The following is a 26,118-nucleotide window of genomic DNA, read 5'->3' as shown; positions in this document are numbered from 1 at the left end:
TACAGTGATACCTTGTTATGTCTGATTTTGCCAATGCCACTTATCACCCTGTAAATCGCGACTTTGATAACTTAATTGTCCATAATTCGGGTGATGATGTTCAGCCTCTGCGCATCGCTATTAATGGTTTTGGTCGCATAGGTCGCAATGTACTCAGATCATTACTTGAGCGCTTTGAGGTACTTGGTCGGGGGGTACATGTCGTTGCGATCAATGACTTGGCACCTGCCGAAACCTTACTACATCTATTAAAGTTTGACAGCACTCACGGGCGTTTGAGCCAGTTAGGCGTTAGTGCCCATATTGTGCAAGATGGTATCACCGATCAGCAGCAAAAATCTTCTGCCAGTGCCAAATCTGATATTCAGCTGTGCTTGACTAAAAAAGACAAAATATATTGTATTCGCCTGTTATCTCGAGAGAGCCCCAAAGATCTACCTTGGGAGGATTTAAATGTCGATGTAGTGCTTGAATGTACAGGACATTTTCGCTCTTATGGCCAAGCAAGCTTACATATTGCCGCAGGAGCCAAACAGGTTATCATAGGAGCTGCACCCTTCGATGATGTTGACGCTTGTATTGTCATGGGCGTCAATAGCGATGAGCTAACTTGTGAGCTACCGATTATCTCTGGTGTCTCTTGTACTACTCAAGCGCTAGTGCCACTGATAGATAGCTTGGATAAAGCCTTTGGGGTAGAGTCGGCGATGATGACTGAGATTCATGCCGTCACTGCGGATCAAACGGTACTCGATCAAGCGCATCGTGATCTAAGACGCGCCCGAGCTTCTGGTTATAATATTATCCCGACGACTTCTAGCAGCATTGCTGCCACTGAGCGTGTACTGCCTAATATGACAGGTAAAATCAATGGTCACTCTATTCGAGTACCCACTATCGATGTGGCCGCTATCGATGTGACTTTTGTATTTAACACACCTGACATTAGTATTGAGGCCATGCGTGAAGTGCTGCAATCTGCCAGTAAAGGCTATTTGGACACTATTATGGCTTATACCGATGAGCCGCTGGTCTCAAGTGACTTTATTCATCAAACGGAGTCACTTATCATCGATGGTCAACAATTGATGCAAGTTGGTAATCAGTATAAAGTGTTTGCTTGGTACGACAATGAATGGGGCTATGCCAATCGTTTATTAGATATGTGTCTACACTTATCTGTTAACCAACAGGCTACTAAATAGGCAGTCTTCGGATCACTAAAAATCCAAAATAGTGTCTTTGCAAAATAATTTAATTTTTTTTCGTTAAGTACTTGCATTCTTATTTCAGATCGCTATAATGATGCACAAATGGAGACGTGGCAGAGTGGTTGAATGCACCGGTCTTGAAAACCGACAAGGGTTTGTAGCCCTTCGAGAGTTCGAATCTCTCCGTCTCCTCCAAATTTAAGTGCTACTAAGTACTGATAAAAAGCCCCAATCATAATTGATTGGGGCTTTTTTATGCGCGATGTTTTGATGATAACTCTAGCTAATTATTATTATTAAGTGAAAAATAATCCTAAATATTATTTGAGATCAGTAGTATAGCTTAATGTAGTTATCTTTTGAACACTAATACAACAAAAAAATACTAGACATAAATATCTGTTAAGGCGGATATTAGCTTCATGCTACCTGATTTATTTTTTTGTAGGCCAACAAGAGGATAATGCAATGAAAAAACTAGCGTTGTATATAGTAGTGGGAGCTGCCCTTTTAGGCTGTGGCGGTGATGATTCTGATTCTAACTCAAGTTCTAATCCTAACCCTAATCCTGATCCGAATACTAGTGTCAAGTTAATGCCAGGTTTTTATACAGGTACTACAGATGAAGGTGAAGTGCTAGAGGGCTTAGTTGATGATGATAGCAGGATGTGGTTCACCTATGCAGAGATTGCAGATGCCGAAGAAGAAGTAATAGGCTTTCTCACTACTAATGGCCCAGTATTGCTCAATAATAGCAACTTTTCGGTAGCAGCTAGAAATTACCCATATGATAACCGCGGCTCTCAAGAGACTACTATTAATGGTACTTATAAATCAAATGTCATTACAGGAACAATTCTTGAAGTGGCTTCGAACTCAATAAAATATACGCTAAATTTCAACACGGCATCTTTTAAAAAACATACGTTGAATCTTATTGATAGTAAAACATTTACAGGTCCTCTATATGTGACGAGTGGTACAGGCGCAGCTGAAGCAACGATTAAATTCACTACAGATGGTAATTTCACTGGTGAGGATAGCAAAGGCTGCAAAATATCAGGTAAATTTACTCCAGCTGTTTCAGAACGATACTATACGACCAGTGTAACATTTAACCAAATAAAATGTGTCGCTGCTGGAGAGACACTCACTGGAGTGTCAATATTAGATGACGGTAATACTGATCTATTGATTCTCGGTACTAATGGTAGCGGAGGTAGAGGCATGTATTTTGGTAGCTAGTATTAATAGACTGTAGATATTATTCGACCCTTGTATTAAAAAGCCCTAGTTTAAAATAACTAGGGCTTTTTAATGTGAGACACTTTATATATCAATTTCAAACAATGACTATAACTCACTTCACCAGCTTCTCAGCAAACTCTATCTTTTGACCATCCGTTAATGTCAACGTGCCTTTAAGAATTTCAACCGACACATTTTGTGAGTTTTTGATCGCTCGCATAACGTTGATATCTTCGATACTACTCTCGATGATTAACTTGCCAGACTGTTCAGGGACGATAGGGTTGTCAAACTGGGTCAAAGGCACATTGAATCGCTTACCCTTAGTTAGCTTGGCATCTTTCATCATTAGATCACCCTTAAAGCTCTCAATAGGGACAGTGCCATGATTAGATAATATAAACTGCATTTTCACTTGATTTAGACTATCGCTATCGCTGGTTTTGACAGGTAGTAGGGCGACAGGATAAGTCTGCGCATTGATAGTGCCTTTTTGCTGGTTAGCCACTACAGGACTTTTCTCGCCCGTTGGATTATTAGGGTGCAGGCGTTCATACTCGCGCTGCTGTATCAAAGCTTGCTTGATTGTCGTGCGCGGCATCGCGCCTGACTCATAAGCGTCGCTCAGCTTCATACGTAGCATATAACGACTCAGCAAGCTTCTATCAGCCTCAGGCAGCTGCTCAAAAGTATCACCAAGCTTTTTTTGCCATTGATTTGAGTCGGTAGGAATGGTTTGCTCAACAGGGTCGTCTTGCGGCATAGAGCAGCCACTGATAATAGCTGTCGTACCTAAAGCAAAAGCTAAAAGTAATGTCGCACTCAAACGCTGTCTTATTACAACCATTGTTGCTCTCCCTTATCATCTATACAAAATATATAAAAACTACATCAGATCGTTCATTTATCGAAATAATAATCTTTAATATACCGTGTTTGCGCAAGTTAACCATCATTAATATTGTGTTAAATTTTGCAAGATAATAATTTTTAGCAGCTGGTGTTACTAAAAAGTTGATCAGTCAGCCAACAGCTAAAAAAAGAACGAGAGAAAATGAGGCCAATAAAAAGGCTAAGCGCTATTAAGCAAACTTAGCCTACAAAAATATCAGTCATAAGTAGTTACTGGACTTATAAGCAGCTAAGTAGCTACTATATTAGTTATCTTGTAGCTCAGATAGTGGATGACTAATACTGTTATTATGGGTCTTGATAATAGCCTCATCGATGATACGTTGGCTGACACCGCGCTTACGTAGCGTCTCGATAAACAGCTCATCATGCGCGAGTGTATAATCCTGATGATCACGATCAAGACCTTGACGGATATATAGACGAATCAGACCTTGAATACGCTTAAACCCTAGCTCTGATGACGTAGCGTTCAATAGCTCAATCATTTCCTCAGACAGACGGATACTAATAGGGCGGGTGACCTTTTGTGGGTGATCAGAGAATTTATTTTTTATACGAGTAGGTATCATAACAAACCATTAATTTAGTGGATAAGATAAACTGCGTGATTGATAACTGTGTCTACTCTTACATGTCTGACACCTTGCCATGATAGCATTATCCAACGCTTATCTGTAGTGCAATAAGAAATACAGCGGCAGTTGTTCTGAACATAACTCAATAGTCAAAAAACTATTTAACACCCACAAAAAAGCCCTTATCAAATACTGATAAAGGCCTTTTCGATGACTACAATATGGCTCCTCAACCTGGGCTCGAACCAGGGACACACGGATTAACAGTCCGACGCTCTACCAACTGAGCTATTGAGGAATAGATGATTATAACTAAAGATGTGCTTAAAACATTAAGCTAGTCCGCGTTATGTGAGGCACATTTTAGCCAAGTCGCTTAAGCCTGTCAACCTTAATACTCTATTAATTATCAATATAAGCTAAATTTTTAAATTTATCGATAAAGGGTTCATATTTACCAAGGTTTTGAGACCTATAGCTTACTCATAACGCATCCTAGCCGCCATAAAAAAACCCTCATCAAAGTGATGAGGGTCTTGGCATATGCCATAATCGAATCAAAGATGATTCAATGCAGCTAATTAATAACTGACTAAATTTGGCTCCTCAACCTGGGCTCGAACCAGGGACACACGGATTAACAGTCCGACGCTCTACCAACTGAGCTATTGAGGAATAGTAAATTATAAAAGTGACTTTATAAAACAATGATATAAAAAGCACTTTATAATTAGCCCGGCAATTACTCTTACGAGTTGTTGCTAAGTGGGGCGTATTCTAGCAAAGATAAAAAATAGGTCAAGCCCTTTTTGCTGTTTTTAGCAAATTTATGATGATAAATTTTTGTTTTTAGTTAAATTCGCTCATTTATGCTCTTTTTTTGCCCTGATATAAAAAAACGTCCTGAGGACGGTACAAGCAGAGCACTGCTTTGCCCGTCCGCAAGACAAGAGCTATGCTCGCAGTTGGACGTCTTTTTTATGACTACTATTTGCCGTTTATGATGAGCAGCTCAAGTTATTCAGCTACATCTAATTCTGCAACTGCGCTTTCAATACGCTGTAAGGCATCCTTTAGCGTGGCTTCATCAGTAGCGTAAGAGATACGCATAAAGCCGCCAAGACCGAATGCATCACCAGGCACTACAGCAACGCCAACTTTTTCAAGTAGCCATTCTGAGAACTCAGTACAAGACGATAGGCCAGCAGCTTTTATCAGCGGTTTGATATTAGGATAGACATAGAACGCACCGTCTGGACGCAAGCAGGTGATGCCTTTGATAGCATTTAGGCCATTTACCACTAAGTCACAACGTTTCTCAAACGCCTCAATCATAGGATCAAGGACGCTTTGATCGCCATTGATAGCGGCTTCTGCTGCTACTTGGCTGATAGAAGTTGGGCATGAGGTCGACTGTCCTTGCACCTTTTTCATCGCGACAATCAGTTTGGCAGGGCCACCCGCATAACCGATACGCCAGCCTGTCATCGCATAGGCTTTTGAGACCCCATTTAGGATGATAGCGCGCTCTTTGAGTTCAGGCGCGGCATTTAAGATGTTGTAAAACTTCTCGCCTGTCCAGCGAATGTGCTCGTACATGTCATCAGAGGCAATATAGACTTGCGGATGCTTTTTGAGCACCTCAGCTAGCGCTTTTAGCTCATCTAAGCTGTAGATCATACCTGTTGGGTTAGAAGGACTGTTAAGCACGAGCATCTTGGTTTTTTCAGTGATCGCTGCTTCTAACTGCTCAGGGGTGATCTTAAAATCTTGATCTTCAGGGCATTTTACGATGACAGGCTTGCCTTCGGCAATAATGACCATGTCAGGATAGCTGACCCAGTATGGTGCTGGAATTATAACTTCATCGCCAGCATTGATAAACGCTTGGCATAAGTTGAAAAATGACTGCTTACCGCCTACCGATACTAAGATCTCATTTGGCTCATAGCTGATATCATTATCGTTTTTAAATTTGTCGATAATGGCCTTTTTGAGCCCTGGAGTACCATCGACCGCCGTGTATTTGGTAAAACCACTGTTGATGGCGTCGATTGCCGCTCGCTTTACATACTGCGGCGTATCAAAATCAGGCTCGCCCGCGCCTAGACCGATAATGTCCTTGCCTGCTGCTTTTAGCTCTGCGGCTTTATTAGAGATCGTTAGGGTTGGTGATGGTTTGATACTATTAACGCGGTCAGATAGTTGCAGTTCGCTCATGTGAAATCCTTTATAAACGAGTTAGATAAGTTGGGATAGTTCAGGTACGGCTTGCATAGCGGTAGCTATTTGAAGAGGACCGTAAAAGCTATAGTAAGCTTAACTATTTGCTAAGAATAGATCGAATTTATAGTCGAGGCGATATCTCAGTTAAGCATTTTATAGTTTTAGGTCGCCATATTGTAGCATGTAGATAGTGCGCTGTCTTATGCCGCTATGCATAGGAAATAACTGTAATTTAGCCTGTCCCTCTATCTTAATAAAGTCAGTTTTGCTTAGGACATTTTAAGACTCAATCTAAAATATGACTTTTATCGCCACAGTATAGCTACGATTCGCTTGCGAAGTTAGTACAATATCGTCACCTTAAAATGAGAATAGTTGGTTATGATAAATTATATCAAAACAAACTTTAAATTATAATTTAAGGATATTTAGTATGACTAATTCAAATAAAGCTGATTTCAATAAAAAGCTGCACATTGTCATCACTGGCGCGACCTCGGGCATTGGTAAGCAGCTCGCCCAAGATTATTTATCAGCAGATCATCATGTTTATGCGGTTGGTCGTGACGATGAAGCGTTAAAAGAGCTAAAAGCGTTAGGTGCGACGCCGATTGATTTGGACCTGATGGATCGTGACAAAGTGATTGAGGCTTTTGCCAAGATTGAGCATATTGATTTGGCGATATGCGGTGCGGGTGCTTGTGAGTATTTGGATATGCCAAACTTCGATAGCGAAGTATTTATGAAGGTTATGTCAATAAATATGGGTACATTATCACATGCCATTGAAGGCGTATTACCGAAGCTGATTGCCTCAAAAGGTCGCCTAGTCGGTATCGGTTCGGCCTCAGCCTATGTGCCGTTTGCGCGTGCTGAGGCTTATGGTAGCTCAAAGGCGGCGATTCATTATCTAATGAAGACCTTGCAGATCAGTTTAGCACCGCATGATGTCGCGGTCAGCTTAGTGGTGCCAGGGTTCGTTGAGACGCCGATGACTAAGCAAAATGATTTCCCAATGCCGTTTTTGCAGACCCCTGAACAGGCCAGTCGTGCTATACGTCATGGGATTGAAAATGGTGACGAAGTCATTGAATTTCCCAAAAAGCTTACCCTGCCGCTAAAAACGTTAGGCACGCTGCCTGATATGGTCTGGCAGCAGGTGAGCCAAAAGCTGAATAAAAAATAACATCAAACTCAAAAAGTACGATTAACCTTCTTGAACTTGCTAAGTCTACTAAATGTAGTACTTGCACAAGTTTGCCGCGTTACTGTTACGTTGCTTTTTGAAAATGGTATAAGTTTAAAATCGCAATTCTAAATTACAAAATCATTCTTAGAATAATAAAGGAAAGCTTTAATGGCATTTATCCGTCGTAAATCAGCAGCTAAATCTGCTAAGTCCAATGATTCAAACCAGCCTGATAATATAGCGACGGCTAGCGCTGATGCCAATTCGCATCGTACCAGTGATACGGTAGCTCGCAAACGTGTTGCTATCGTTGGTTCAGGGGTGTCAGGACTAACTTGCGCGCATTATCTCGCTAAGCTGCATGAGGTGACGATATTTGAGGCTAACGATTATATCGGTGGTCATGTCAATACGATCGATGTCACCTTGCAACAGGGCAAAAAGTCAAAAGCTAAGTTTGTAGAGAATAGCGCCATCGACACGGGTTTTATTGTCTTTAATGAGCGCACTTATCCTAACTTCTTTCGTCTGCTACATGAGCTACAAGTACCGTTTCAAGCAACGGATATGAGTTTTTCGGTAAAGAACACCGCGCGAAATTTTGAATATAATGGTCATACGATTAATACTCTGTTATCGCAGCGTAAAAATGTAATGAATCCTAAATTCTGGCGCTTTTTAAAAGATATCTTGCAGTTCAATAAGCACATACAACAACTGCGTAAAGACTTTGATGCAGCGCGTGCAGCAGGGCAGGACATCAGCCAGTATACAGAGCAGACGCTAGGCGGTTATTTAGATAGTAAGCGCTACGGTAAGCTATTTACCGATAACTACCTGTTGCCTATGGTCTCGGCTATTTGGTCAACGAGCTTGGAGGAGGTGCAGGACTTTCCGTTAGTATTCTTCGCCCAGTTCTTTGATAATCACGGTCTTTTGGATGTGGTCAACCGTCCGCAGTGGTTTACTATAAAAGGCGGCTCTAAACAGTACGTCAATAAGTTGATCCCACGCTTTATCAAAGCGGGTGGCACAGTACGGATTAATACACCTGTACAGTCGGTTATCCGTCAAAACGATAAAGTAGTTGTCAATATAAGTACTGATAGCGAAGCGCAGCAATTAGAATTCGATGAGGTTATCTTTGCTTGTCATGCGGATACTGCGCTACGCTTGTTAAAAGATGCCAGCAGTACAGAGTCAGAAGTATTGAGCCATTTCCGTTTTACGCCTAATACGGCAATATTGCATACTGATACCAGCATATTGCCTAAGAAGTCATTAGCATGGGCCAGTTGGAACTACTTGATAGACGAGCAAGCAAATAAAGACAACACAGGGCAAGAGCAAACAGACAAAGATAAAATTGCAAAACCCGTGCTCACTTATCATATGAATATCTTACAGCGTTTGACCAAACAGCATAATTATTTGGTTACCTTAAATACTGATATTGATGAGGCTCAAGTGATTAAGCGTATTGATTATAGTCATCCTGTCTTTGATAAGCCAATGATCGCTGCGCAAAAGCAATGGTCACAAATATCAGGCAGTAGCTTGCACACCCATTTTTGTGGCGCGTATTGGTTTAATGGCTTTCATGAAGACGGTGTGCGTAGCGGGCTGCGGGTTTGTCAGGCACTAGGAAGCACAGTCACTATCGAAGATGAAGTAGACGTCAGCCATCTGCCTGATGCTGATAGTGCTCATACGCCATTTCGCTATCGTGATCTACCCGTAAAAGCGGACAGATCCAATCGTAAACTCGATAAGCGCCAAGTTATAACGGCTAGCACCAATCAAGAGCTAAATGACTATGTGAAAGTTTTACAGCCTACTGCCGATAAATATATTGCGCAAAAAAAGCAAGGGCTGTTATCAAGATTTAGCTTAAGGAAGTCTGCACAATAGAACGGCTACTACTTTGAAGTTCTCATTAATCTTTAAAATAGATTTTGTAGGGTGTACTCCATCGCACCGATAATGCCGCTATCACTAATCGTCGGTGCATAAAATGCACTTTACGCCTAATTTAGTTTTTATAAATAGTTATAAGAGACCTTTATGCCTGCTGATTCATCTGATGTCGCCTTGCTTGACCAGTCACCTAATAACTCATCACTAAATAGTTTAGAAGCTTTACCACATCAGCTGTTTCACGGGACGACGTGGCACAGTCGTCTGTTGCCTAGCGTGCACAAGTTTGCTTATCCGTATCGTTATTGGGGTGTCAATATTACGGCTCTAGCTGCTGGACAAGCATTGCCAGAGGTCGCTTTATCAATAGAAAAGCCAACTAAGAATAATAGCTCTTTAAAGTCCAAAGTATTAAATAGCCGTATGTTGAACCATCAGTTATTACGAAAGCTGCCTTTATTCTCAGCGCAGCATAAGGCTGTGCAACAGTTTTGCGCTAGTGACTATTTGCAAGCCCCTGACAAAGACGATAGTAAGTATAAGGAGAATGGTGACAAAGGTAGCAGTAGTAATAAGTCTAAAGCTGGCTCATTACAGTTAGCCAACGAGCAATTACTAGGGCGCTTAAATGAGGTGTTTATCGCGCAAACAGACAGTGCACCAACAGGCGATATAATAGGGATGCTGGTTTGTCGTAACGCAGGGATGTATTTTAGCCCCGTAAACTTTTATTTAGGCTTTGATAGCGAGCAGAATCCCAGTCATCTACTGGCTGAGGTGTCGAATACACCTTGGGATAAGCGCCATTATTATGGTTTTTTATTAGATGGTGCAGATAGCGAGTTTTGTCACGATAAAAACTTTCATGTGTCACCTTTCAATCCTATCGATCAGTTATATCGCTGGCAGGTTAAGGTGAATCGGCAGCAAGATAGTTTACTGCAAGATTGCTTGAATGTACGCATTGCTATCGATATTAGTGATGCGCGCGGTGAAGTGCTGAAGACTGGCATCAAGATGACGGGTGTGCCGATGACTGCCAACACGATACGTCAAAGCTTAAGAGCAAACCCGCTCATGAACCTAACCTCATTAACGCGTATTTATTGGCATGCTTTTAAGCTCTACGCTATCAAAAAAGTACCTTATGTGGGTTATGATGAAAAGCTGGCGGATAGTAAACAGAACACTAATCAGTGAACAGGTAGTGAATAAGGTAAGACAGATTAAGGTATAGAAAGACATCAGTAAGATAAAAGCTTTATTTGTTAGCTATACTTACAGTCTTTACATTTCTAATAATAAAAATTAAACAGTTATCAGGTATGCTTTTGACTCATTTTTATGAGCTTGAATGTTACATTCAAACTCATAAAAATAAGCCATATTTTAATAATTTAGAGAAATTGCCACTTATTTTTATCTATTATAATTTTATTGATTACTTTATTTTATAGCAGTTGTTTGATGTCGTCTTTAACCTACAATAGGTTTATAAACTGTACTTTCATGCCTATCCAGACTTAGACAGGATCATATCTATATGCCAGCACGCCCAACCGATCGTAAGCCCAGCTCGAAACTTGCAAAATTGAATGCTCGCTTGAGTAAAACTATCAATAATAGTGCTGTGTTAGCCCCTGTCAGCCTTAGTATTAATCACTTGGCTCGAAAAGCGATATTTCAAGCATTAAAGCATCTGCAATTTGGCCGCTTAACACTAATCGAAGATTTCGATGAAGCGATGCCTAATACACAGACCTTTGGCAATCAAGCTGGCATCGATAGTGGAAATCCTGTTGATAGCTATAATAAGAGCAGCTCAGCAGTAGGTCGACATTCGCTGCAAGTCACCTTAACTATTCATGATATCAGTGTCTATCGTCAACTGTTGTTTGGTGGCTCAATTGCCCTTGCTGATAGCTATATCAATGGCGAATGGGATACGGATGATTTGACGGGTCTTATCCGTTTGGCCGCGCGTAACCTTGCCGTGCTTAATAAACTTGAGAACCGTTTTGCAGGGGTTAGCAAAGCGTTCGAGAAGGCCAAGCATCAACTGCGCAATAATGATCAGACCAATGCAAAATCTAATATCTTGGCGCATTACGATTTGGGCAATGCGATGTACGAGCGGTTTTTAGACGCCACTATGATGTATTCATCTGCCGTCTATTTAACGCCAGAGACTGCGCTTAGGGATGCCCAGCAGCATAAGTTGGGGCTAATATGTCAGCGCCTGCAACTGACAGCGGACGATCATGTGATCGAAATAGGTACAGGCTGGGGCGGTTTTGCGATTTATGCCGCTCAGCATTACGGCTGTCAAGTAACTACGACTACTATCTCAGATGCTCAGTATCAAGAGGCACAGCGACGGGTTAATGCTGCAGGGCTAGAAGATAAAATCACTTTACTCAAGCAAGATTATCGTGAGCTGACGGGACACTATGACAAGCTGGTGAGCATTGAGATGATTGAGGCGGTCGGTCATGAGTATCTGCCGACGTTCTTTGCCAAATGTAATGATCTGCTGAAGCCTACAGGACTAATGGTACTACAAGCTATTACCTTTAATGATCAAAATTATCAAGAATATCTAGGCTCTGTTGACTTTATTCAGACCCACATTTTCCCTGGTGGTTGCCTGCTATCTAACCAAGAGCTGAATACTCAGTTCACTGAGCAGACCGATATGGTCATCAAGCAATTGCATGATTATGGCTTTGATTATGCTTATACCTTACGCGATTGGCGCGAGGCCTTTATGGCGCAGCGTATAGAGATTCAAGCGCTTGGCTATGATGATGCCTTTATCCGCCTATGGGAGTTTTACTTTTGCTATTGTGAAGGTGGGTTTTTGGAGCGTACTATCGGTGTAGTTCAGGTCACAGCAGTTAAGCCAGATAATATAGACACCTTACATTTTTCAGATTTACCAGCTGCTGATATATCAGATAAGCCTATTGATAATGCCATTAACAAGCGTAGTGTGCCTAACAGTGCTGCTGCATTTGGCTAAGGATAAAATGCTTATAGTCAATGGCTAAATAGCTTTACAATCGAGTTACCTAAAGTCATAACGATTACTAAGCATAAATTCATCATATTGAAGTACAGTTAAAACATTAATAAGACAGTCTAGGCACAGAGATAGTTGGAACCCGTGTTTAGTCATTATAAAAGGATATTGTTATGGGCTATACGTTTGTTTATCTTGTTGCCGTTGCTATGTTTTTAGGCGTCGACTTCGTCTGGCTGTCGACGATGAAAGGGGCTTTTTATGAAGAGCGTATAGGTCATCTTTTAGCGGATGAACCTAATATGATGGCGGCTGCCGTGTTCTATATGTTTTATATCTTAGCGCTATGTATTATCGTTCTCTATCCACAGATAAAAGCACAGGCTTCAATCGGGCATATTTTTCTATTGGGCGGTTTACTAGGCCTAATGGCCTATGGTACTTACGACTTTACTAATTTGGCGTTATATAAAGGCTTTACCCTTGATACTGCTTTGGTAGACTTTGCTTGGGGTGGCATCTTAACAGGTACAGTTAGTGCTGGCACGGCTTGGTTAGCATACCGTTTCCGCTGGTTGCAGAAGCCTACTTCAGCTTAAGTGTTTTAGCTATAAATAAGAGCGGTTTAACTTAGGTTAAGCCGTTTTTTATGGCAGTTTCATTTGCGCAATATGGCGTCCTACTGTATAAATAATACTCAAAACAAGCTACTCTAGGTCTAGAGCTATAATTTGGCTAAGCATAGTCAAAATATAGCTAAAACAGGTAAGGAACATTATGTCACAAGCTAACACTTCAACCAGTGCCAAAAAAGCGCCACTCAATCATGAACTCTATATGTCAGTACTAATGACGCCTGATATGGCTAACTTCATTGGTAATGTTCATGGTGGTGATTTACTCAAAATGCTCGATCAGGTCGCATATGCTTGCGCTAGTCGTTATAGCGGTAGTTATGTTGTCACATTATCAGTCGATCAAGTCATGTTCCGCGAGCCTATCTATGTGGGTGAGCTGGTGACCTTTGCCGCTAGTGTCAATTATGTCGGCAGAACCTCGATGGAGGTGGGTATTCGTGTTGAGTCAGAAGATGTACGCGCGCGTACTATTCGCCATACCAATAGCTGTTATTTGACGATGGTCGCAATCGACGATAATGGCAAGCCAACACCTATTCCACCACTTGAAATAAAGAACCCTATGCAGCAATGCCGTTTTGATGCTGCTCTAGATCGTAAAAAGATGCATATGGAAGGCTCAGCTCGTACTAGCTGCGAGATATCGACTATGGTTGGTGAATTGGTCAATGACCACGAAAAAAATACTGACAAAGATAGCATCTAAGTCGTTTATGCTTGCAAAAGCTCACTCGATAATTATTGTTTAACTGAAATGTTACTGGTATTTTGAATGCATTATTTTAGGCTAAGTTATTTTTGCCTATTATTATTGAGTCAAGTACGACTCTAAAGCCATCCGTCGCCAATCCGCACTCGCATGCTAAACCTACCACATCAGCCTATAGCGCTCGTAGAGTCAAGCTCGATAAAAATCCTGATAATGCTAGTTCTGATAATAAGAAAAAACATGGCTTTGATAATGTCAAAATTATAGTTTTAAAGCATTGATCGATGATTTTATTTAATTAGCTAAGATATCAACCTTATAATAATGCGAGTAGGATATGAATTTTCATTTTAAAACTACATTATCAGTCGCTGTCATATCGACTGCAATGACGCTAGCTCTAACTCAAGCTCATGCTGAATTAGTCATTAGCGAGCCAAATCAGAGTTTTAGTAGCGCATTGCAAAATACTAGCTCACAAAGTCAAGTTTATCATACGCAATTTATTAACAGTCAATTGCCATCAGAGACATCTATCATCAAGCTGATGCAAGTGCTGCATATCGATGAGCAAATAACCGCTATTATCAACGGTCAGCAAGCCGCTATTGACGTGATTACTGCTCAAACCAATAATGCTAACAAGCAGAGCGCAGGTGATAAGTTAAATAAGCGTCAACGTGAGCTACAGACCAAAATCCAACAAATTTTAGGACAGTATGGAGAAATAATTACAGGGGACATTGATGAGGCAACTGACGTTGAGACAATGACTCAGGCTTACATTAGCGTGGCAAAAACGTACTATACTCAGGCAGAGGTCGATGCACAGATTGCATTTTATGATACACCGATAGGGCAAAGTATTTTGGATAAGCAGCCGCAAGTCACTGCTGCGTTTTTGCAGCAGTCGCTACCTAAAGATATGGATTTGAAAGGGACTAAAGAGCAGTTGAATGAGTTGATACCACGAATGAAGCAAATCATTAAAGATATATTATAAGATACAGGAGTGATTTTTTTATTTTTTGTATTTAAAGTTTATGGATAAAAATTAGCAATTAATAAACCTTTTGGAACTATAAGTTAGGCGAAAATATGAAATCTCTACTGAAAAACACTATGTTTGCTATGTCTTTGAGTATAAGCGCAATGATAGCGGTGCCAACCTTATCTGCACAAGCTGCTGTACCGACTGATAGCTCATTAATGCAACTCATCAAAGTAACAAAAACGCTTGAGATGATGAATGATATGACTAGCAGTAGCGCGATGACTGAACAAGTCATGCAAGGTATGCTAGCGGCATTACCAAACAAAGAGCTAAATAAAAACGAGCAGCAACAGTACGATGCCATTATAAGCAAATATAGTAAAGAGATATCTAGTAGCATGAATGTGCAAAGCTATAACCAGCAAATTATCGACCTTTATATAGAGTCTGCAAAACAGCACTTTAATCAGCAAGAAGTTGATGCGCAAGTCACTTTTTATAGCAGTGAAATAGGTCAGAGTATTATTAATAAACAGCCAGCTATGATGGCAGACTACATGAAGAAAATTACTTCGCAAGTTATGCCTGTTATGATGCAAGCGAGTATAGAAAAAATGCAGAGCATCATACCGCGTATGCAAACAGATATTGAAGATATAATGAGTGAAAAATAATACTATAATGATCAAGAGGTTTTAATCAACTATTTGAACTCAACAAGTAGAGTAAGAAATAGCATATATAAAAAAAGTCACCCATTAAGGTGACTTTTTATTTTTTATTCTAAGTTATTATTTCTGAAATCAGCTTATTTCTTTGGCGCATTAGCACCGATAAACCAAGCGTCTTTGTCTACTACGCGACTAACTTCTGTTAATAAGTCAGCAGTGTCTTCATCACCAGCATCACCAGCGACATCTATACCTTCACGTAAGGTTTTTGCTACTATTTTATAACGATTGGTCAGCTCACGAACATGCTGCTCAACTTCAGTAATATCAGTTGGATAAGTCTCTAAAATAGAATCTTCAACAACGCGCTTTGAGATACCATTTGCCTTACCACCAAGAATGACGATACGTTCAGCAACAGTGTCAAATGACTCGTTTAAGCGGTCATAAGTATCGTCTAATAACTGATGCACACCAATAAAGCCTGTACCTTGTAGGTTCCAATGGCACTGTTTGCTATCCATGCTTAAGTCGATTAAGTTGGCTAGATTAGCGTTCAATAGATCTACCATTTTGGTTGCAGTAGCATCATCTATTCCACTTGCGTAACGTTCTCTCATATTTTACTCCATTGTTTATTAGAATTTAAATTTAAAATATTTATGTGATTTAACTTATTTTGATCTGGGTTTTGCTTAATTTCAGTACTTATAATAGCAGTTTGAATTGATGATTGAACCCTAGACTATTAGGCTTTATTAGGTGGTCATGTAATAGCTTTGTTAATCGTGAAAAGCTTTGTAAATAGATAGGGCATATTGACTAAGCCTTGCTTATAGATTTTACTTTGAGGGTGTAGTAATTCCCTTCTCTTCAAATTTATCGAATAGCTGCTGCTGGGTTAAATTCTCGGTGTCATTAGCAAACTCATAATACTTTGGCTTTTTATCAATAAATATCTGACTCTCAAATTTTAAATTAGGTTGATCTTGGAATAGGCCTAATGAGAGCACGTAAGTCTCAGAGCCAAGCTGATGATAATAAAGGTTAGTGCCACAAGTATGACAAAACGCGCGCTCTGCCCAGTCTGATGAAGGGTAAATGGTCATAGACGCCTCACCTGCAATATCAGGTTTGCTATGACTATGTATAGCCATTAATGGACCGCTGCCCCAACGCCTGCACATACCGCAATGACAAGCTTCAAAAGTATTAATATCTTCTAGTTCAATCGTCACATTACCGCACAGACAATGACCTTTCATAATGCACTCCTTCAATGATTATTATTAACTACTTGCTTTGGACTATACCTAAGTTTTTGTAGATTTATTGCATGTTTTTGCAAGCGTTTGGTGATGATATTGACCTTTAAAAATCGCCCATTAACCCCATATTGTTATAAGCTTCAATGATAAAAGCTTCACTATATTTATCCTATTAAAAACGTCAGGAAGAAACTGCTTATGCGTATGCCCGAACCGCGTTCATCGCGTCAGTTAAATCAGTTGGCCACTCAGCTGCAAGGCGAAGCTGAAATCGTTGGTGTTAATGCGTCAGGTACGCAAATATCGAGTCGCGCTTTTGAGATGGTGACTGACTTTGAGCCTGCAGGCGATCAGCCGCAGGCTATAGAAAAGCTCGTAAAGGGTATTGATGCTGGAATGAAAGAGCAGCTTTTATTGGGAGTTACCGGCTCTGGTAAGACTTTTACCATGGCAAAGGTTATCTCTGAATGTCAGCGTCCAACTATTATTATGGCGCATAATAAAACGTTAGCCGCGCAGCTTTATGGTGAATTTAAAGCATTCTTTCCGAATAACGCGGTTGAGTATTTTGTCAGTTATTACGACTACTATCAGCCTGAAGCTTATGTGGCTGCCAGTGATACGTTTATTGAAAAAGACAGCGCAATTAACGATCATATCGATCAGATGCGTCTATCAGCTACGCGTGCGCTGCTTGAGCGTCGCGATGCGATTATCGTCGCCTCAGTATCTTGTATTTATGGTCTAGGCGATCCTGAGAGCTATCTAAAAATGCTGCTGCATATCGTAGTGGGTGATATGGTTGACCGTACCGCGATGATTAAGCGTTTGGTTGAGATGCAATATACCCGTAACGAGCTGGACTTTGGCCGTGGTACTTATCGTTTGCGCGGTGAGATATTGGATATCTATCCTGCAGAGTCTGAGCAGCTAGCGGTGCGCGTACATTTATTTGACAATGAAGTCGAGAAGATTTCTTGGTTTGATCCCTTAACGGGCAAGACGGTTCGCGGTGTGCCGCGCATTACGATTTATCCCAAGTCGCATTATGTGACCCCGCGCAATAAGCTAGATGCTGCGAGCAAAACGATTCGCGCAGAGCTGGAGCCGCGCTTAGAGTATTTCCGTGAGAATAATAAACTGATTGAAGCGCAACGCCTTAAAGAACGTACGCAATATGATTTAGAGATGATTCAACAGCTTGGCTACTGTAACGGCATCGAAAACTACTCACAGCATTTATCGGGTCGTCCAGCAGGGGAAGCGCCACCAACGTTGTTTGATTATATTCCAGATGATGCTTTGCTGTTCCTCGATGAGTCGCACGTGACGGTATCGCAAGTGGGCGCGATGTATAAAGGCGATAGATCCCGTAAAGAAAACTTAGTTAATTACGGTTTTCGTTTGCCAAGTGCGATGGACAATCGCCCGATGAAGTTCGAAGAGTGGGAACGTATTAAGCCGACGACTATCTTTGTCAGTGCGACCCCTGCTGCTTATGAGCTGGAGCACAGCGAGCAAGTGGTCGAGCAGCTCGTACGTCCTACGGGTCTGATTGACCCTGAGATTGAAATCCGTCCAGTTCTAACGCAGGTCGATGATGTGTTATCCGAGATTACTAAGCGCAGTGCCAAAGATGAGCGAGTATTGATTACCACTTTGACCAAGCGTATGTCAGAGGATTTGACCAGCTATCTTAAAGAGTACGATGTCAAGGTTGCGTACTTACATTCGGATATTGATACCGTTGAGCGCATGCAAATTATCCATGAATTGCGTACAGGCGTGCATGATGTGCTGGTCGGCATTAACCTCTTGCGTGAAGGGTTGGATATGCCTGAGGTGTCGCTAGTGGCGATATTTGATGCCGATAAAGAGGGCTTTCTGCGCTCAGAACGTGCTTTGATTCAGACTATCGGTCGTGCCGCGCGTCACTTAAATGGTAAAGCCATACTCTATGCGGATCGTATTACTAACAGTATGCAGCGCGCGATAGAGGAGACCGATCGCCGCCGTGAAAAGCAAATTGAGTTCAATATTGAGCATAATATTACTCCAAGAGGTGCACGTCGAAACGTCACGGATAAGATAGATACGGGTGAAGATCTGGATGCTAATGATAATCAAGCGATTCCCGTTAAGAGTAATCTGCCTAACGTCGATATCAGTATCTTGCGTAGTCCTGATCTATTGGCAAAAGAGATCAATCGCCTTGAGAAGCTAATGAAGCAATTCTCTCGTGATCTGAAGTTTGAGGATGCGGCGAAGACTCGTGATAAAGTGCTTGAGTTGAAAGCGCATCTGCTTTAGGGGTTTTAATCGGGGCGCACCTTGTGCCTAAACCTGTGTTTATTCATCTACACTGAAAAAATAGATGATGTTTTCTTGTATGCATCTATTTAAGGGTTTGGTGACGAAAAAAGAAGCTTCATCAGACTTTAATATTTTTCCTACAGTGCCACCGCCCTCTATTATATCTCCAATTTGAAAGACTTTACCATCTATAGTTAACTCATGATTATTTAAATCGAAGGTTGTAGTGCCATGTTCAAATATCGGGTTCATTATATAAGTACCATTATAAGCCAGTAGACAGCCATCTTGATACAATAATGTTGCAGATGTTGCAGAAGCTGTTATAGGTGTTTGAGGATCTTGAGGAGGATAGCTAAAAAATAAACCAGCTCCTAGTTCAGCTTCGCTATAAGCACTAGGTACACTTGTGGTTTGGCAGCCTGTAGTCAATAATGTTGAAGCAAATAACACCAGTACAACGTATATTGTTTTAGTCATTGATCAATATCCTTTTACTAAATCTTAATATGGAGTAGTTAATAATTGAGCACCCGTATAATGAACAAACCTTAGAGGTGAGTACATTAGAGCAGCATTGCCGCTATTGCTTAGTACGCATGCACTTGCTATTCCATATGGCACAGAGCCATAAACTGGTCCCCCACTATCTCCTACTAGACAATTCAGTCCCTTACTTTCAATCCTAACAAAAGTACTGCCACAAGGTAAAGATGATGCGCATCCTTTATTGGCGCCACCAGATGCCGAATTATTAACATTCGCATAGGCAACATCTATTACATTGCCACAAGAAGTCCCCGTTGTCCGACCGTAATGACATAAATATGTGCCAACTTGGGCGCTTCTATAGGGATAAGCTTCTTCTGTATAGCTACTGATATCTGGATAATAGTATGGCAATGCTTTTACTGTTTTATCATTTGTCTCAAAAAATGCAAGATCATGATATTTACCAGAATCAGGATTTTTATCGTATCCTGTCAAGGTTAGCTGGTATATCTCATTATTTCGACCAACATAACGTGATTTTGTGCCAAGTTCCTTATTAAGCGTTCCACAATGGGCAGCTGCGATGACGCCAGCTACACCATTCTTTGTAGCTGGAAAGCCAGCTGTACACATAGGCTTGTTCGGATAAGAAGAGCTAACTGGTGATGTCTCTAAGAATCCCCCACCAATAAGACTTGTTGTTTTGACAGGACCATCATCGAATACTATCTCTGTTTCCATTCCTGATAATTTACTTAATTGCTGGTTGTTCAACCAGGACTGCTTTTTTGATTCATCAGGTTCATACACATAAATAGATATTATATCTTTTCTTGGGTTATAACCTAAACCTTGTATACCTTCGATACTCCTCATTAATCTTGAACTTTGATTCTGCAAAATGTTTTCAATTGATTTGAAGTTTCTAGGAGAATTAGCAACGACATCTATAGGTAGCTTATATTTTGCTGAAAGTTGATTAGACAAGGCTAGAATATCTTTTTCTAATCGTCCTTTCTTAGAGGTGCGAACTACAAGTTTGAATTCATTACCCTCGTTATCGAAATATATTCCTGCAATGTCATCTCCAAACTTTTCTTTTATCAGGCCGATAATTTCTTCTTGAGCGGCCATGATTTTTAATCTGTAAGTTGCCTCCTGTATCGTAACATTATAGCTTTTAGAGTATTCAACAGCAGCCTTCTCAATAAAAGCATCATTTGCATTAACATTGAATGAAAAAGTAGAAAATGCGAGAAGTAACAAGATAGAGTATTTATATATATTTTCCTTCCACTCATTTGGTTATTTGATTCTAAATCTAATAATACACGAATAATGTTCTAAAACTAAATTATTTTCTTACCATTTGTTCAAATTAAATGATTACATGAAATTTAAGATAGATTATAAGTTTAAAATAATAAGGAACTTTTACTGAGATTTTTAAGTTCAAAAGTGTCCATATAGAGATGCTTAGTCGAATTTTAAATGAGCTATTTTTAAGGGTTTACTAGCTTAGATAAAATTTATCCCTTACCAACCATAAACGCACATTTACACATTTCATCTTAAAAGCTATTAAACTTTCTTATACGATAAATAAAGTCAATTAGAGCGATTTTAGCTCATCAAATTTACGAAGTTTAAACCACAAGGATATAATTATAATGGATGTCGCATCGTTATTTAAAAAGGGCGTAGAAAAACAATTACTGGACGTCGATGACTATATCTTTAAGCCTGAACGTATAGATATGCAAGTCGATGATGGCGAGCTAAGCTGTGTACTAAACAGTGATGGCAGTGTCAATATTTTTTATACTAAGTCAGGCATCACAGACGTCAGAGCTGCTGCTCGCAAGCACCCTTTTACCGCTTTTGATACTGAGCTACATCACGGTATTTATGATGACGTTATTGAAGACATCGTCGATAGCGTGAATGACATTATTAATAGTCATTCCAAATACTTCCGTATCAATAAAACATTACCGATGGCCGCAGCTCTAGGTAGCAATAACGTCATTACAGATGCAGATAAATACTAAATTTTTTAATAATTATTTCTGATGTAATGCTACTTTTATATAAAAAACCCCAGTACGTTATTTAAATAGCATACTGGGATTTTTATTTGCTATTTAACTTTTTATTTTAATAGCTATTTAGTAAAACTTGCATAGCAAGTCTGTAGCGACTTTGCTACTACTTTGGCGACGAGCTGCGTGCGATAGTTTGAATCTATTGCTGCGTTGCCAAGTTCAACGATTGTGACTTGCTGAGGAGCTTGTTCGCTTACACAGCCACAGACATTACTTTTGACCGCTTCTTGCTGCGTCTCGGTCATAGCGACGCTAGCGACGCGCCATGCCGTTTGCTGTTCGATCTGACTGCGGCACTGGTTATCAATAGCCGCTTTAAAGACATTCATGCCGATCTCGTTAGCCGTACCGATAGCTGTACCTGCGTTAGTATTGGCTCCTCCAGAAGTGGCGCAGCCCGTTAGAGTAAGTGTGGCAAGCATAGCGGTTGAAACTAATAATTTTTTCATAATTCTTTCCTGTTAATTGGATCAGTGAAATCGGATATTGACTCTAAAGCTTATAACACTAAACATTTTAATGTACTAGCAAAATTTGCGCTTATGATACATTTTATGGGTATAAATTGTCTAATGTATGGTGGCATAGGTATTTAGATTATATCAACTCACTAATGCATATCCCAGACTATGAAGCAGAAGGAATAATGCTAATTTATTAATATCTAAACAGCTCAGCCAGCCAGACTACTAACTCTTTAGCAGGCGCGTCAATCAAATATTGTGGGTAGCTAAGATAAGTTATTACACAGTCATTTAGATCAGTTAGCATATGCAATAGTAGTCCCAAACCTATTATATGATAAGGTTTTTTGGAGATTAGTAAGCCTACATAGACTAGCATCGCATAATAGGTGTGCAATGGATGAAAGTTAATGCTACAGCGATTGGGCGAGAATATAGGAGTGGCTAGCAAGTGATCCAAATCTACTAACATAGTCGCTAACAGTATCAGGTACACACGTTTATAATCACTACGGAAAAACACATAGGCAATAATCAAAGGCATGCCGAAATGCAAAAAGTAATGCATAAGTGTCTGAGTCATAATATTTTCAATTTAAGGTTCTGCTGTAACCAAAATAAAACCAGCTAAGACAAGTAGTCCTAGCTGGTTTTTTATCTAAAGTCATTGCTAAATTTTATACATTTTTGCCATGATCTCTTTGTTGAATCTCTTTGGCTAATTTATAGCACTCCTCAACATGATCGGTGGCAATCTTTTTAAAGATCATATAACCCATAGTCGCTGCGACTAGCTGACCACCAAGTGGAATAAATTTCGTTACTTGCTTGGCAGCGATACGACCACCAAAGCCTTGTACGGTCTTTTTAACGATACCGCGAGTCGCCATTAAGCCTGCAAAATCAACGGTACGATTTTTTAGCTCTTTCCAATGCACTTCACGCGATCCTAAATCTACAGCGCCTTGACGATCTTTGAGTAATCCGAAGCGCTCACTAATATCAGGAAGTAATTGGGTCAACATGCCTGCATCAACCGCAACATCAAAGAAGGGCACTGGTACAACGGCAACACCAGCAGAGTATTTAGCACGTTTTTTGACTAGAGCGATACATTCTTTTTTGACTTGTTCAAGATCTAGACTTGGATCTATAGTGTTCGGTAGTTTTTCAGCAGCTGGAGTAGTCTTCATTAATTTTTCCTTTATAAGTGATTTAATAATGACGTTATTTTAATAGGGTCATTGACTATTATTCATTCTAGGGATTTATGGGCATCATGCAATCATAGCTTTGTATCAAGATATAGGAGATTTGGCTATCTATGCACCGTTTTTGTAAACTATGGTTTTTATAAGTGCTATTAATCGCTGGCTGTCTTTTACCGACTGCTGTTTTGAAACGTGTTACAACAGGATTCAATGAACACAGTCGCTATAAATTAGTATTGTGGCGCATTGCCAAAGTCAGTAGAATAGCTTCATGCTAAATTTAACCTCTAGATATACAGGCACTCGCATCGACGAGCTGCCCACCGCGCTACAACCCCTTGCTACTCACTCATTTACCCTTGCTCGCCTGTATGCTGGGCGTGGTATCTTGCAACCTGATGAGTTAGAAACAAGCCTATCAGGTCTACTGTCGGCCGAGATGCTGTATGGTGTTGAGACCGCAGTAGCCTTATTAGATGTCGCTATCGATGAGGGTCAGCGGATCTTAATCGTAGGCGACTTCGATTGTGATGGGGCGACCAGTACCGCGTTGATGATGCGTGCCTTGACCGCTATGGGCGCAACGGTCGATTACTTAGTGCCTGATCGCTTTAAGTACGGCTATGGTCTTACTCCTGAGATTGTTGAGCTGGGTATTGAGATTTATCAGCCACAAATGATTGTCACGGTAGACAACGGTATCTCAAGTACCGAGGGTGTCGCACGGGCGCAAGCGGATGGCATCACCGTTATTATCACCGATCATCATCTAACGACTAAACCTGTACCCCCTGCTGAAGCTGTGGTAAACCCGAATCAGCTTGATTGTACCTTTAGTAGCAAAGCATTGGTTGGGGTAGGCGTGGCTTTTTATGTGCTTGGACGGCTGGCAAAACTACGGCGCGAAGCGGACAAGTCTACGGTACAAGTCAGCCGTTATTTGGACTTAGTCGCGCTGGGTACGATTGCGGATGTAGGCGTACTCGATAAAAATAACCGCATATTGGTGCATCATGGGCTTGCTGCTATTCGTCAAGGGCGTTGCTGTATAGGAATATTAGCGCTACTAGAGCAAGCAGGACGTGATCCCAAGCAATTGCATGCGCAAGATTTTGGTTTTGTATTAGGGCCACGTATTAATGCCGCAGGGCGCATGGATAATATGCGCGTCGGTATTGAATGCCTGCTTACCGATGATTGGGGCACCGCTCAGCGTCTCGCGCACGAGCTGGAGCTACTCAATCGTAATCGACGTAAGGTTGAAGGTGAGATGCGTAGTCAAGCGGATAGTATCATTGACGCTTTAGCTGCTGATAGTAGGGTTCATAGTCAGTCTAATGATGAGCAAGATGATTTGTTAAACGGTAACTTTGATAGCATTATTGTTGAACAAGCTGACCAAGAGGTACCCGATACTAGCGCAAGTGATAAGCGTAGTATTGTGCTGTATCAAGACAACTGGCATCAAGGCGTTATTGGTATTGTCGCTGGTCGTTTAAAAGAGTCGCACTATCGACCGAGTATCGTTTTTGCACCTGCTAATGTCGAGCGTACTGGCGCTAACGATGCGATCAAAGGGTCAGCGCGTTCTATCGCAGGCGTGCATATTCGTGATGCTATTGAGCAAGTTGCTGAGCAGCATCCGAATTTAATCAGTCACTTTGGCGGTCATGCGATGGCAGCAGGCTTGACCTTAAAGCGTAGCAACTTTGAGGGCTTTGTTAGCGCCTTTAATGAGGTCATGAGCACCCTTGATAATGAGGTATTTGCTGAGCAAAAATATACCGATGGGCCACTGCAAGCGCAGGACTTTAGCTTAGGGTTTGCCGATGGTCTAGCGGATGCTAGTGTTTGGGGTCATGGCTTTGCGCCGCCGATATTTGACGGGGTGTTCGAAGTGCTCAGCTTTAAAGTACTCAAAGACAAGCATCTGAAATTATCGCTGCACTATCCTGATGTGCAATATCCTATCGATGCTATCTATTTCAATTACGATAGCAAAGCTTGGGATTATCGAGCCGAGCAAGTACATATATTATTTGAGCTGGATATCAATGAGTGGAATGGAAAACAAAACTTACAGCTGATGGTGAAGGATTTAGCGGTTATTGCTGACTAACCCTGCTGATAAGCTTAAGTAGAATATGTTATAAAAAGCGTCACCTCTTAAAGAAGTGGCGCTTTTTTAATACTTCCATGAAATCTTTGGAAATTGCCAATCATAACGAATGGCTAGCATCCTTATGATAAAAATAGTCGCCATAGTAGAGATATCTGTTACCCATTCAGTCACGCCTAAGTTATATAAGGCAAAATATAAAATACCGCCAGCTAATGCGGCACTGATATAAATCTCTTGTTGCAGCACTAGCGGAATCTCATTGCAAATCATATCGCGAATGATACCCCCTACAATGATGGTAATTACACCAAGCAGCAGCGCTACTGGAACGGTAGCACCCATACTATCGGCAACTTTAATACCTATCAAAGTAAAAGCAGAGAGACCTATCGTATCAGTGAGCTTGAGAAACGTATCGACGCGTTTTAGATTAGCATGAAAGAATATTTGTGTTATCAAAGAGGCTATAGTGATAACCAGCAAGTAACTCATATCCACCATCCAAAACAGAGGATGCCGATCTAAGATGACATCGCGCACAGTACCACCGCCAATAGCGGTTACAATAGACACTAGCAGACAACCAAAAACATCAAAGTTTTTATGCTTAGCTAGTATGGTACCTGAAACACTACAAGCCACAATACCTATCATATCGAATAAATATAATAAGGAGCGCGGATCAAAGGTGGTAATCAATATAGGGTCTAATGCGATAGTCGGCATAGAGCAGTCTCTCTGAGATTTTGTTATTATTGAACGCTATACCACTGCATGATAATGCTTAGACAATCTATGTCTACACACTGCTAACGATGTATTAGAATA

At 40.8% G+C, this 26,118-nt stretch carries 24 protein-coding genes and 3 tRNA genes; 14 read left to right on the top strand and 13 right to left on the bottom strand.

The window, feature by feature from the left end; translation table 11 throughout:
• The first annotated feature begins 17 nt into the window (after positions 1-17).
• The 3 genes from ACR63T_RS09505 (at position 18) to ACR63T_RS09495 (ending at position 2,456) form a co-directional block, all read left to right on the top strand.
• On the top strand, positions 18-1,205 hold the full coding sequence (locus ACR63T_RS09505; protein ID WP_472783826.1) for a type I glyceraldehyde-3-phosphate dehydrogenase: 1,188 nt from the start codon (positions 18-20) through the stop codon (positions 1,203-1,205).
• A 110-nt stretch (positions 1,206-1,315) separates the two neighbouring features.
• Positions 1,316-1,406 (top strand) — tRNA-Ser (locus ACR63T_RS09500).
• Positions 1,407-1,679: 273 nt separating this feature from the next.
• Entirely contained in the window at positions 1,680-2,456 is a 777-nt protein-coding gene (locus ACR63T_RS09495) for a hypothetical protein (RefSeq protein ID WP_472783825.1), read from the top strand.
• Positions 2,457-2,571: 115 nt separating this feature from the next.
• Here ACR63T_RS09495 and ACR63T_RS09490 read toward each other — a convergent pair whose 3' ends face one another.
• The 5 genes from ACR63T_RS09490 to ACR63T_RS09470 form a co-directional block, all read right to left on the bottom strand.
• Positions 2,572-3,306: a hypothetical protein gene (locus ACR63T_RS09490; protein WP_201569722.1), complete on the bottom strand. Its 735-nt coding sequence runs from the start codon at positions 3,304-3,306 to the stop codon at positions 2,572-2,574.
• Positions 3,307-3,616: 310 nt separating this feature from the next.
• Entirely contained in the window at positions 3,617-3,943 is a 327-nt protein-coding gene (locus tag ACR63T_RS09485; protein WP_201569721.1) for a CopG family transcriptional regulator, read from the bottom strand.
• A gap of 228 nt (positions 3,944-4,171) precedes the next feature.
• Positions 4,172-4,247, bottom strand: a tRNA-Asn gene (locus ACR63T_RS09480).
• A gap of 301 nt (positions 4,248-4,548) precedes the next feature.
• Positions 4,549-4,624: transfer RNA gene (locus ACR63T_RS09475), tRNA-Asn, on the bottom strand.
• Between the two features lie 342 nt (positions 4,625-4,966).
• On the bottom strand, positions 4,967-6,169 hold the full coding sequence (locus tag ACR63T_RS09470) for a pyridoxal phosphate-dependent aminotransferase (protein ID WP_472783824.1): 1,203 nt from the start codon (positions 6,167-6,169) through the stop codon (positions 4,967-4,969).
• 439 nt (positions 6,170-6,608) lie between these two features.
• Here ACR63T_RS09470 and ACR63T_RS09465 point away from each other — a divergent pair, with 439 nt between their 5' ends.
• From ACR63T_RS09465 to ACR63T_RS09430, 8 genes are all read left to right on the top strand, one after another.
• The gene (locus tag ACR63T_RS09465; protein ID WP_201569719.1) at positions 6,609-7,361 is read left to right on the top strand and encodes an SDR family NAD(P)-dependent oxidoreductase; all 753 of its coding nucleotides are present in this window, start codon (positions 6,609-6,611) and stop codon (positions 7,359-7,361) included.
• 171 nt (positions 7,362-7,532) lie between these two features.
• Positions 7,533-9,275, top strand: coding sequence for an NAD(P)/FAD-dependent oxidoreductase (locus ACR63T_RS09460; protein ID WP_472783823.1), 1,743 nt, complete (start codon positions 7,533-7,535; stop codon positions 9,273-9,275).
• A 153-nt stretch (positions 9,276-9,428) separates the two neighbouring features.
• A complete protein-coding gene (locus tag ACR63T_RS09455) occupies positions 9,429-10,481 on the top strand; it encodes a DUF1365 domain-containing protein (protein ID WP_472783822.1) in 1,053 nt (350 codons plus the stop codon).
• A gap of 343 nt (positions 10,482-10,824) precedes the next feature.
• On the top strand, positions 10,825-12,303 hold the full coding sequence (locus ACR63T_RS09450) for a class I SAM-dependent methyltransferase (protein ID WP_472783821.1): 1,479 nt from the start codon (positions 10,825-10,827) through the stop codon (positions 12,301-12,303).
• Positions 12,304-12,476: 173 nt separating this feature from the next.
• Entirely contained in the window at positions 12,477-12,902 is a 426-nt protein-coding gene (locus ACR63T_RS09445) for a DUF2177 family protein (RefSeq protein ID WP_201569715.1), read from the top strand.
• Positions 12,903-13,080: 178 nt separating this feature from the next.
• The gene (locus tag ACR63T_RS09440; RefSeq protein WP_472783820.1) at positions 13,081-13,647 is read left to right on the top strand and encodes an acyl-CoA thioesterase; all 567 of its coding nucleotides are present in this window, start codon (positions 13,081-13,083) and stop codon (positions 13,645-13,647) included.
• Positions 13,648-13,987: 340 nt separating this feature from the next.
• The gene (locus ACR63T_RS09435) at positions 13,988-14,653 is read left to right on the top strand and encodes a DUF2059 domain-containing protein (RefSeq protein WP_472783819.1); all 666 of its coding nucleotides are present in this window, start codon (positions 13,988-13,990) and stop codon (positions 14,651-14,653) included.
• Between the two features lie 95 nt (positions 14,654-14,748).
• A complete protein-coding gene (locus ACR63T_RS09430) occupies positions 14,749-15,318 on the top strand; it encodes a DUF2059 domain-containing protein (protein ID WP_472783818.1) in 570 nt (189 codons plus the stop codon).
• Between the two features lie 134 nt (positions 15,319-15,452).
• On the opposite strand, the gene dps is transcribed toward ACR63T_RS09430, so the two are convergent.
• Together dps and ACR63T_RS09420 are read right to left on the bottom strand one after the other, a co-directional pair.
• A complete protein-coding gene (gene dps, locus ACR63T_RS09425) occupies positions 15,453-15,935 on the bottom strand; it encodes a DNA starvation/stationary phase protection protein Dps (RefSeq protein WP_472783817.1) in 483 nt (160 codons plus the stop codon).
• Positions 15,936-16,157: 222 nt separating this feature from the next.
• The gene (locus ACR63T_RS09420) at positions 16,158-16,580 is read right to left on the bottom strand and encodes a GFA family protein (RefSeq protein ID WP_472783816.1); all 423 of its coding nucleotides are present in this window, start codon (positions 16,578-16,580) and stop codon (positions 16,158-16,160) included.
• A 201-nt stretch (positions 16,581-16,781) separates the two neighbouring features.
• Between ACR63T_RS09420 and uvrB the strand changes: the two genes are divergently transcribed.
• Complete coding sequence (gene uvrB, locus ACR63T_RS09415) at positions 16,782-18,893, top strand: excinuclease ABC subunit UvrB (protein ID WP_472783815.1); 2,112 nt, start codon at positions 16,782-16,784, stop codon at positions 18,891-18,893.
• Positions 18,894-18,932: 39 nt separating this feature from the next.
• Here the strand turns inward: uvrB and ACR63T_RS09410 are convergent, their stop codons facing one another.
• Positions 18,933-19,376: a hypothetical protein gene (locus tag ACR63T_RS09410; protein ID WP_472783814.1), complete on the bottom strand. Its 444-nt coding sequence runs from the start codon at positions 19,374-19,376 to the stop codon at positions 18,933-18,935.
• Positions 19,377-19,400: 24 nt separating this feature from the next.
• Positions 19,401-20,522, bottom strand: a complete 1,122-nt coding sequence (locus tag ACR63T_RS09405; protein WP_472783813.1) for a chymotrypsin family serine protease — start codon at positions 20,520-20,522, stop codon at positions 19,401-19,403.
• 536 nt (positions 20,523-21,058) lie between these two features.
• Between ACR63T_RS09405 and ACR63T_RS09400 the strand changes: the two genes are divergently transcribed.
• The gene (locus tag ACR63T_RS09400; protein WP_472783812.1) at positions 21,059-21,439 is read left to right on the top strand and encodes a hypothetical protein; all 381 of its coding nucleotides are present in this window, start codon (positions 21,059-21,061) and stop codon (positions 21,437-21,439) included.
• A 113-nt stretch (positions 21,440-21,552) separates the two neighbouring features.
• Here ACR63T_RS09400 and ACR63T_RS09395 read toward each other — a convergent pair whose 3' ends face one another.
• The 3 genes from ACR63T_RS09395 to ACR63T_RS09385 form a co-directional block, all read right to left on the bottom strand.
• Entirely contained in the window at positions 21,553-21,942 is a 390-nt protein-coding gene (locus ACR63T_RS09395) for a hypothetical protein (RefSeq protein WP_472783811.1), read from the bottom strand.
• A 208-nt stretch (positions 21,943-22,150) separates the two neighbouring features.
• On the bottom strand, positions 22,151-22,540 hold the full coding sequence (locus ACR63T_RS09390; RefSeq protein WP_472783810.1) for a DUF6122 family protein: 390 nt from the start codon (positions 22,538-22,540) through the stop codon (positions 22,151-22,153).
• Between the two features lie 94 nt (positions 22,541-22,634).
• Entirely contained in the window at positions 22,635-23,150 is a 516-nt protein-coding gene (locus ACR63T_RS09385) for a hypothetical protein (RefSeq protein ID WP_305898580.1), read from the bottom strand.
• A 289-nt stretch (positions 23,151-23,439) separates the two neighbouring features.
• On the opposite strand from ACR63T_RS09385, the gene recJ reads away from it, so the two are divergent.
• A complete protein-coding gene (gene recJ, locus ACR63T_RS09380) occupies positions 23,440-25,287 on the top strand; it encodes a single-stranded-DNA-specific exonuclease RecJ (RefSeq protein WP_472783809.1) in 1,848 nt (615 codons plus the stop codon).
• Between the two features lie 66 nt (positions 25,288-25,353).
• Here the strand turns inward: recJ and ACR63T_RS09375 are convergent, their stop codons facing one another.
• A complete protein-coding gene (locus ACR63T_RS09375) occupies positions 25,354-26,016 on the bottom strand; it encodes a trimeric intracellular cation channel family protein (RefSeq protein ID WP_201569702.1) in 663 nt (220 codons plus the stop codon).
• Positions 26,017-26,118: the final 102 nt, after the last annotated feature.

Source organism: Psychrobacter sp. M17(2026) (assembly GCF_055699815.1).
This window is presented reverse-complemented; position numbering and strand designations above follow the sequence as displayed.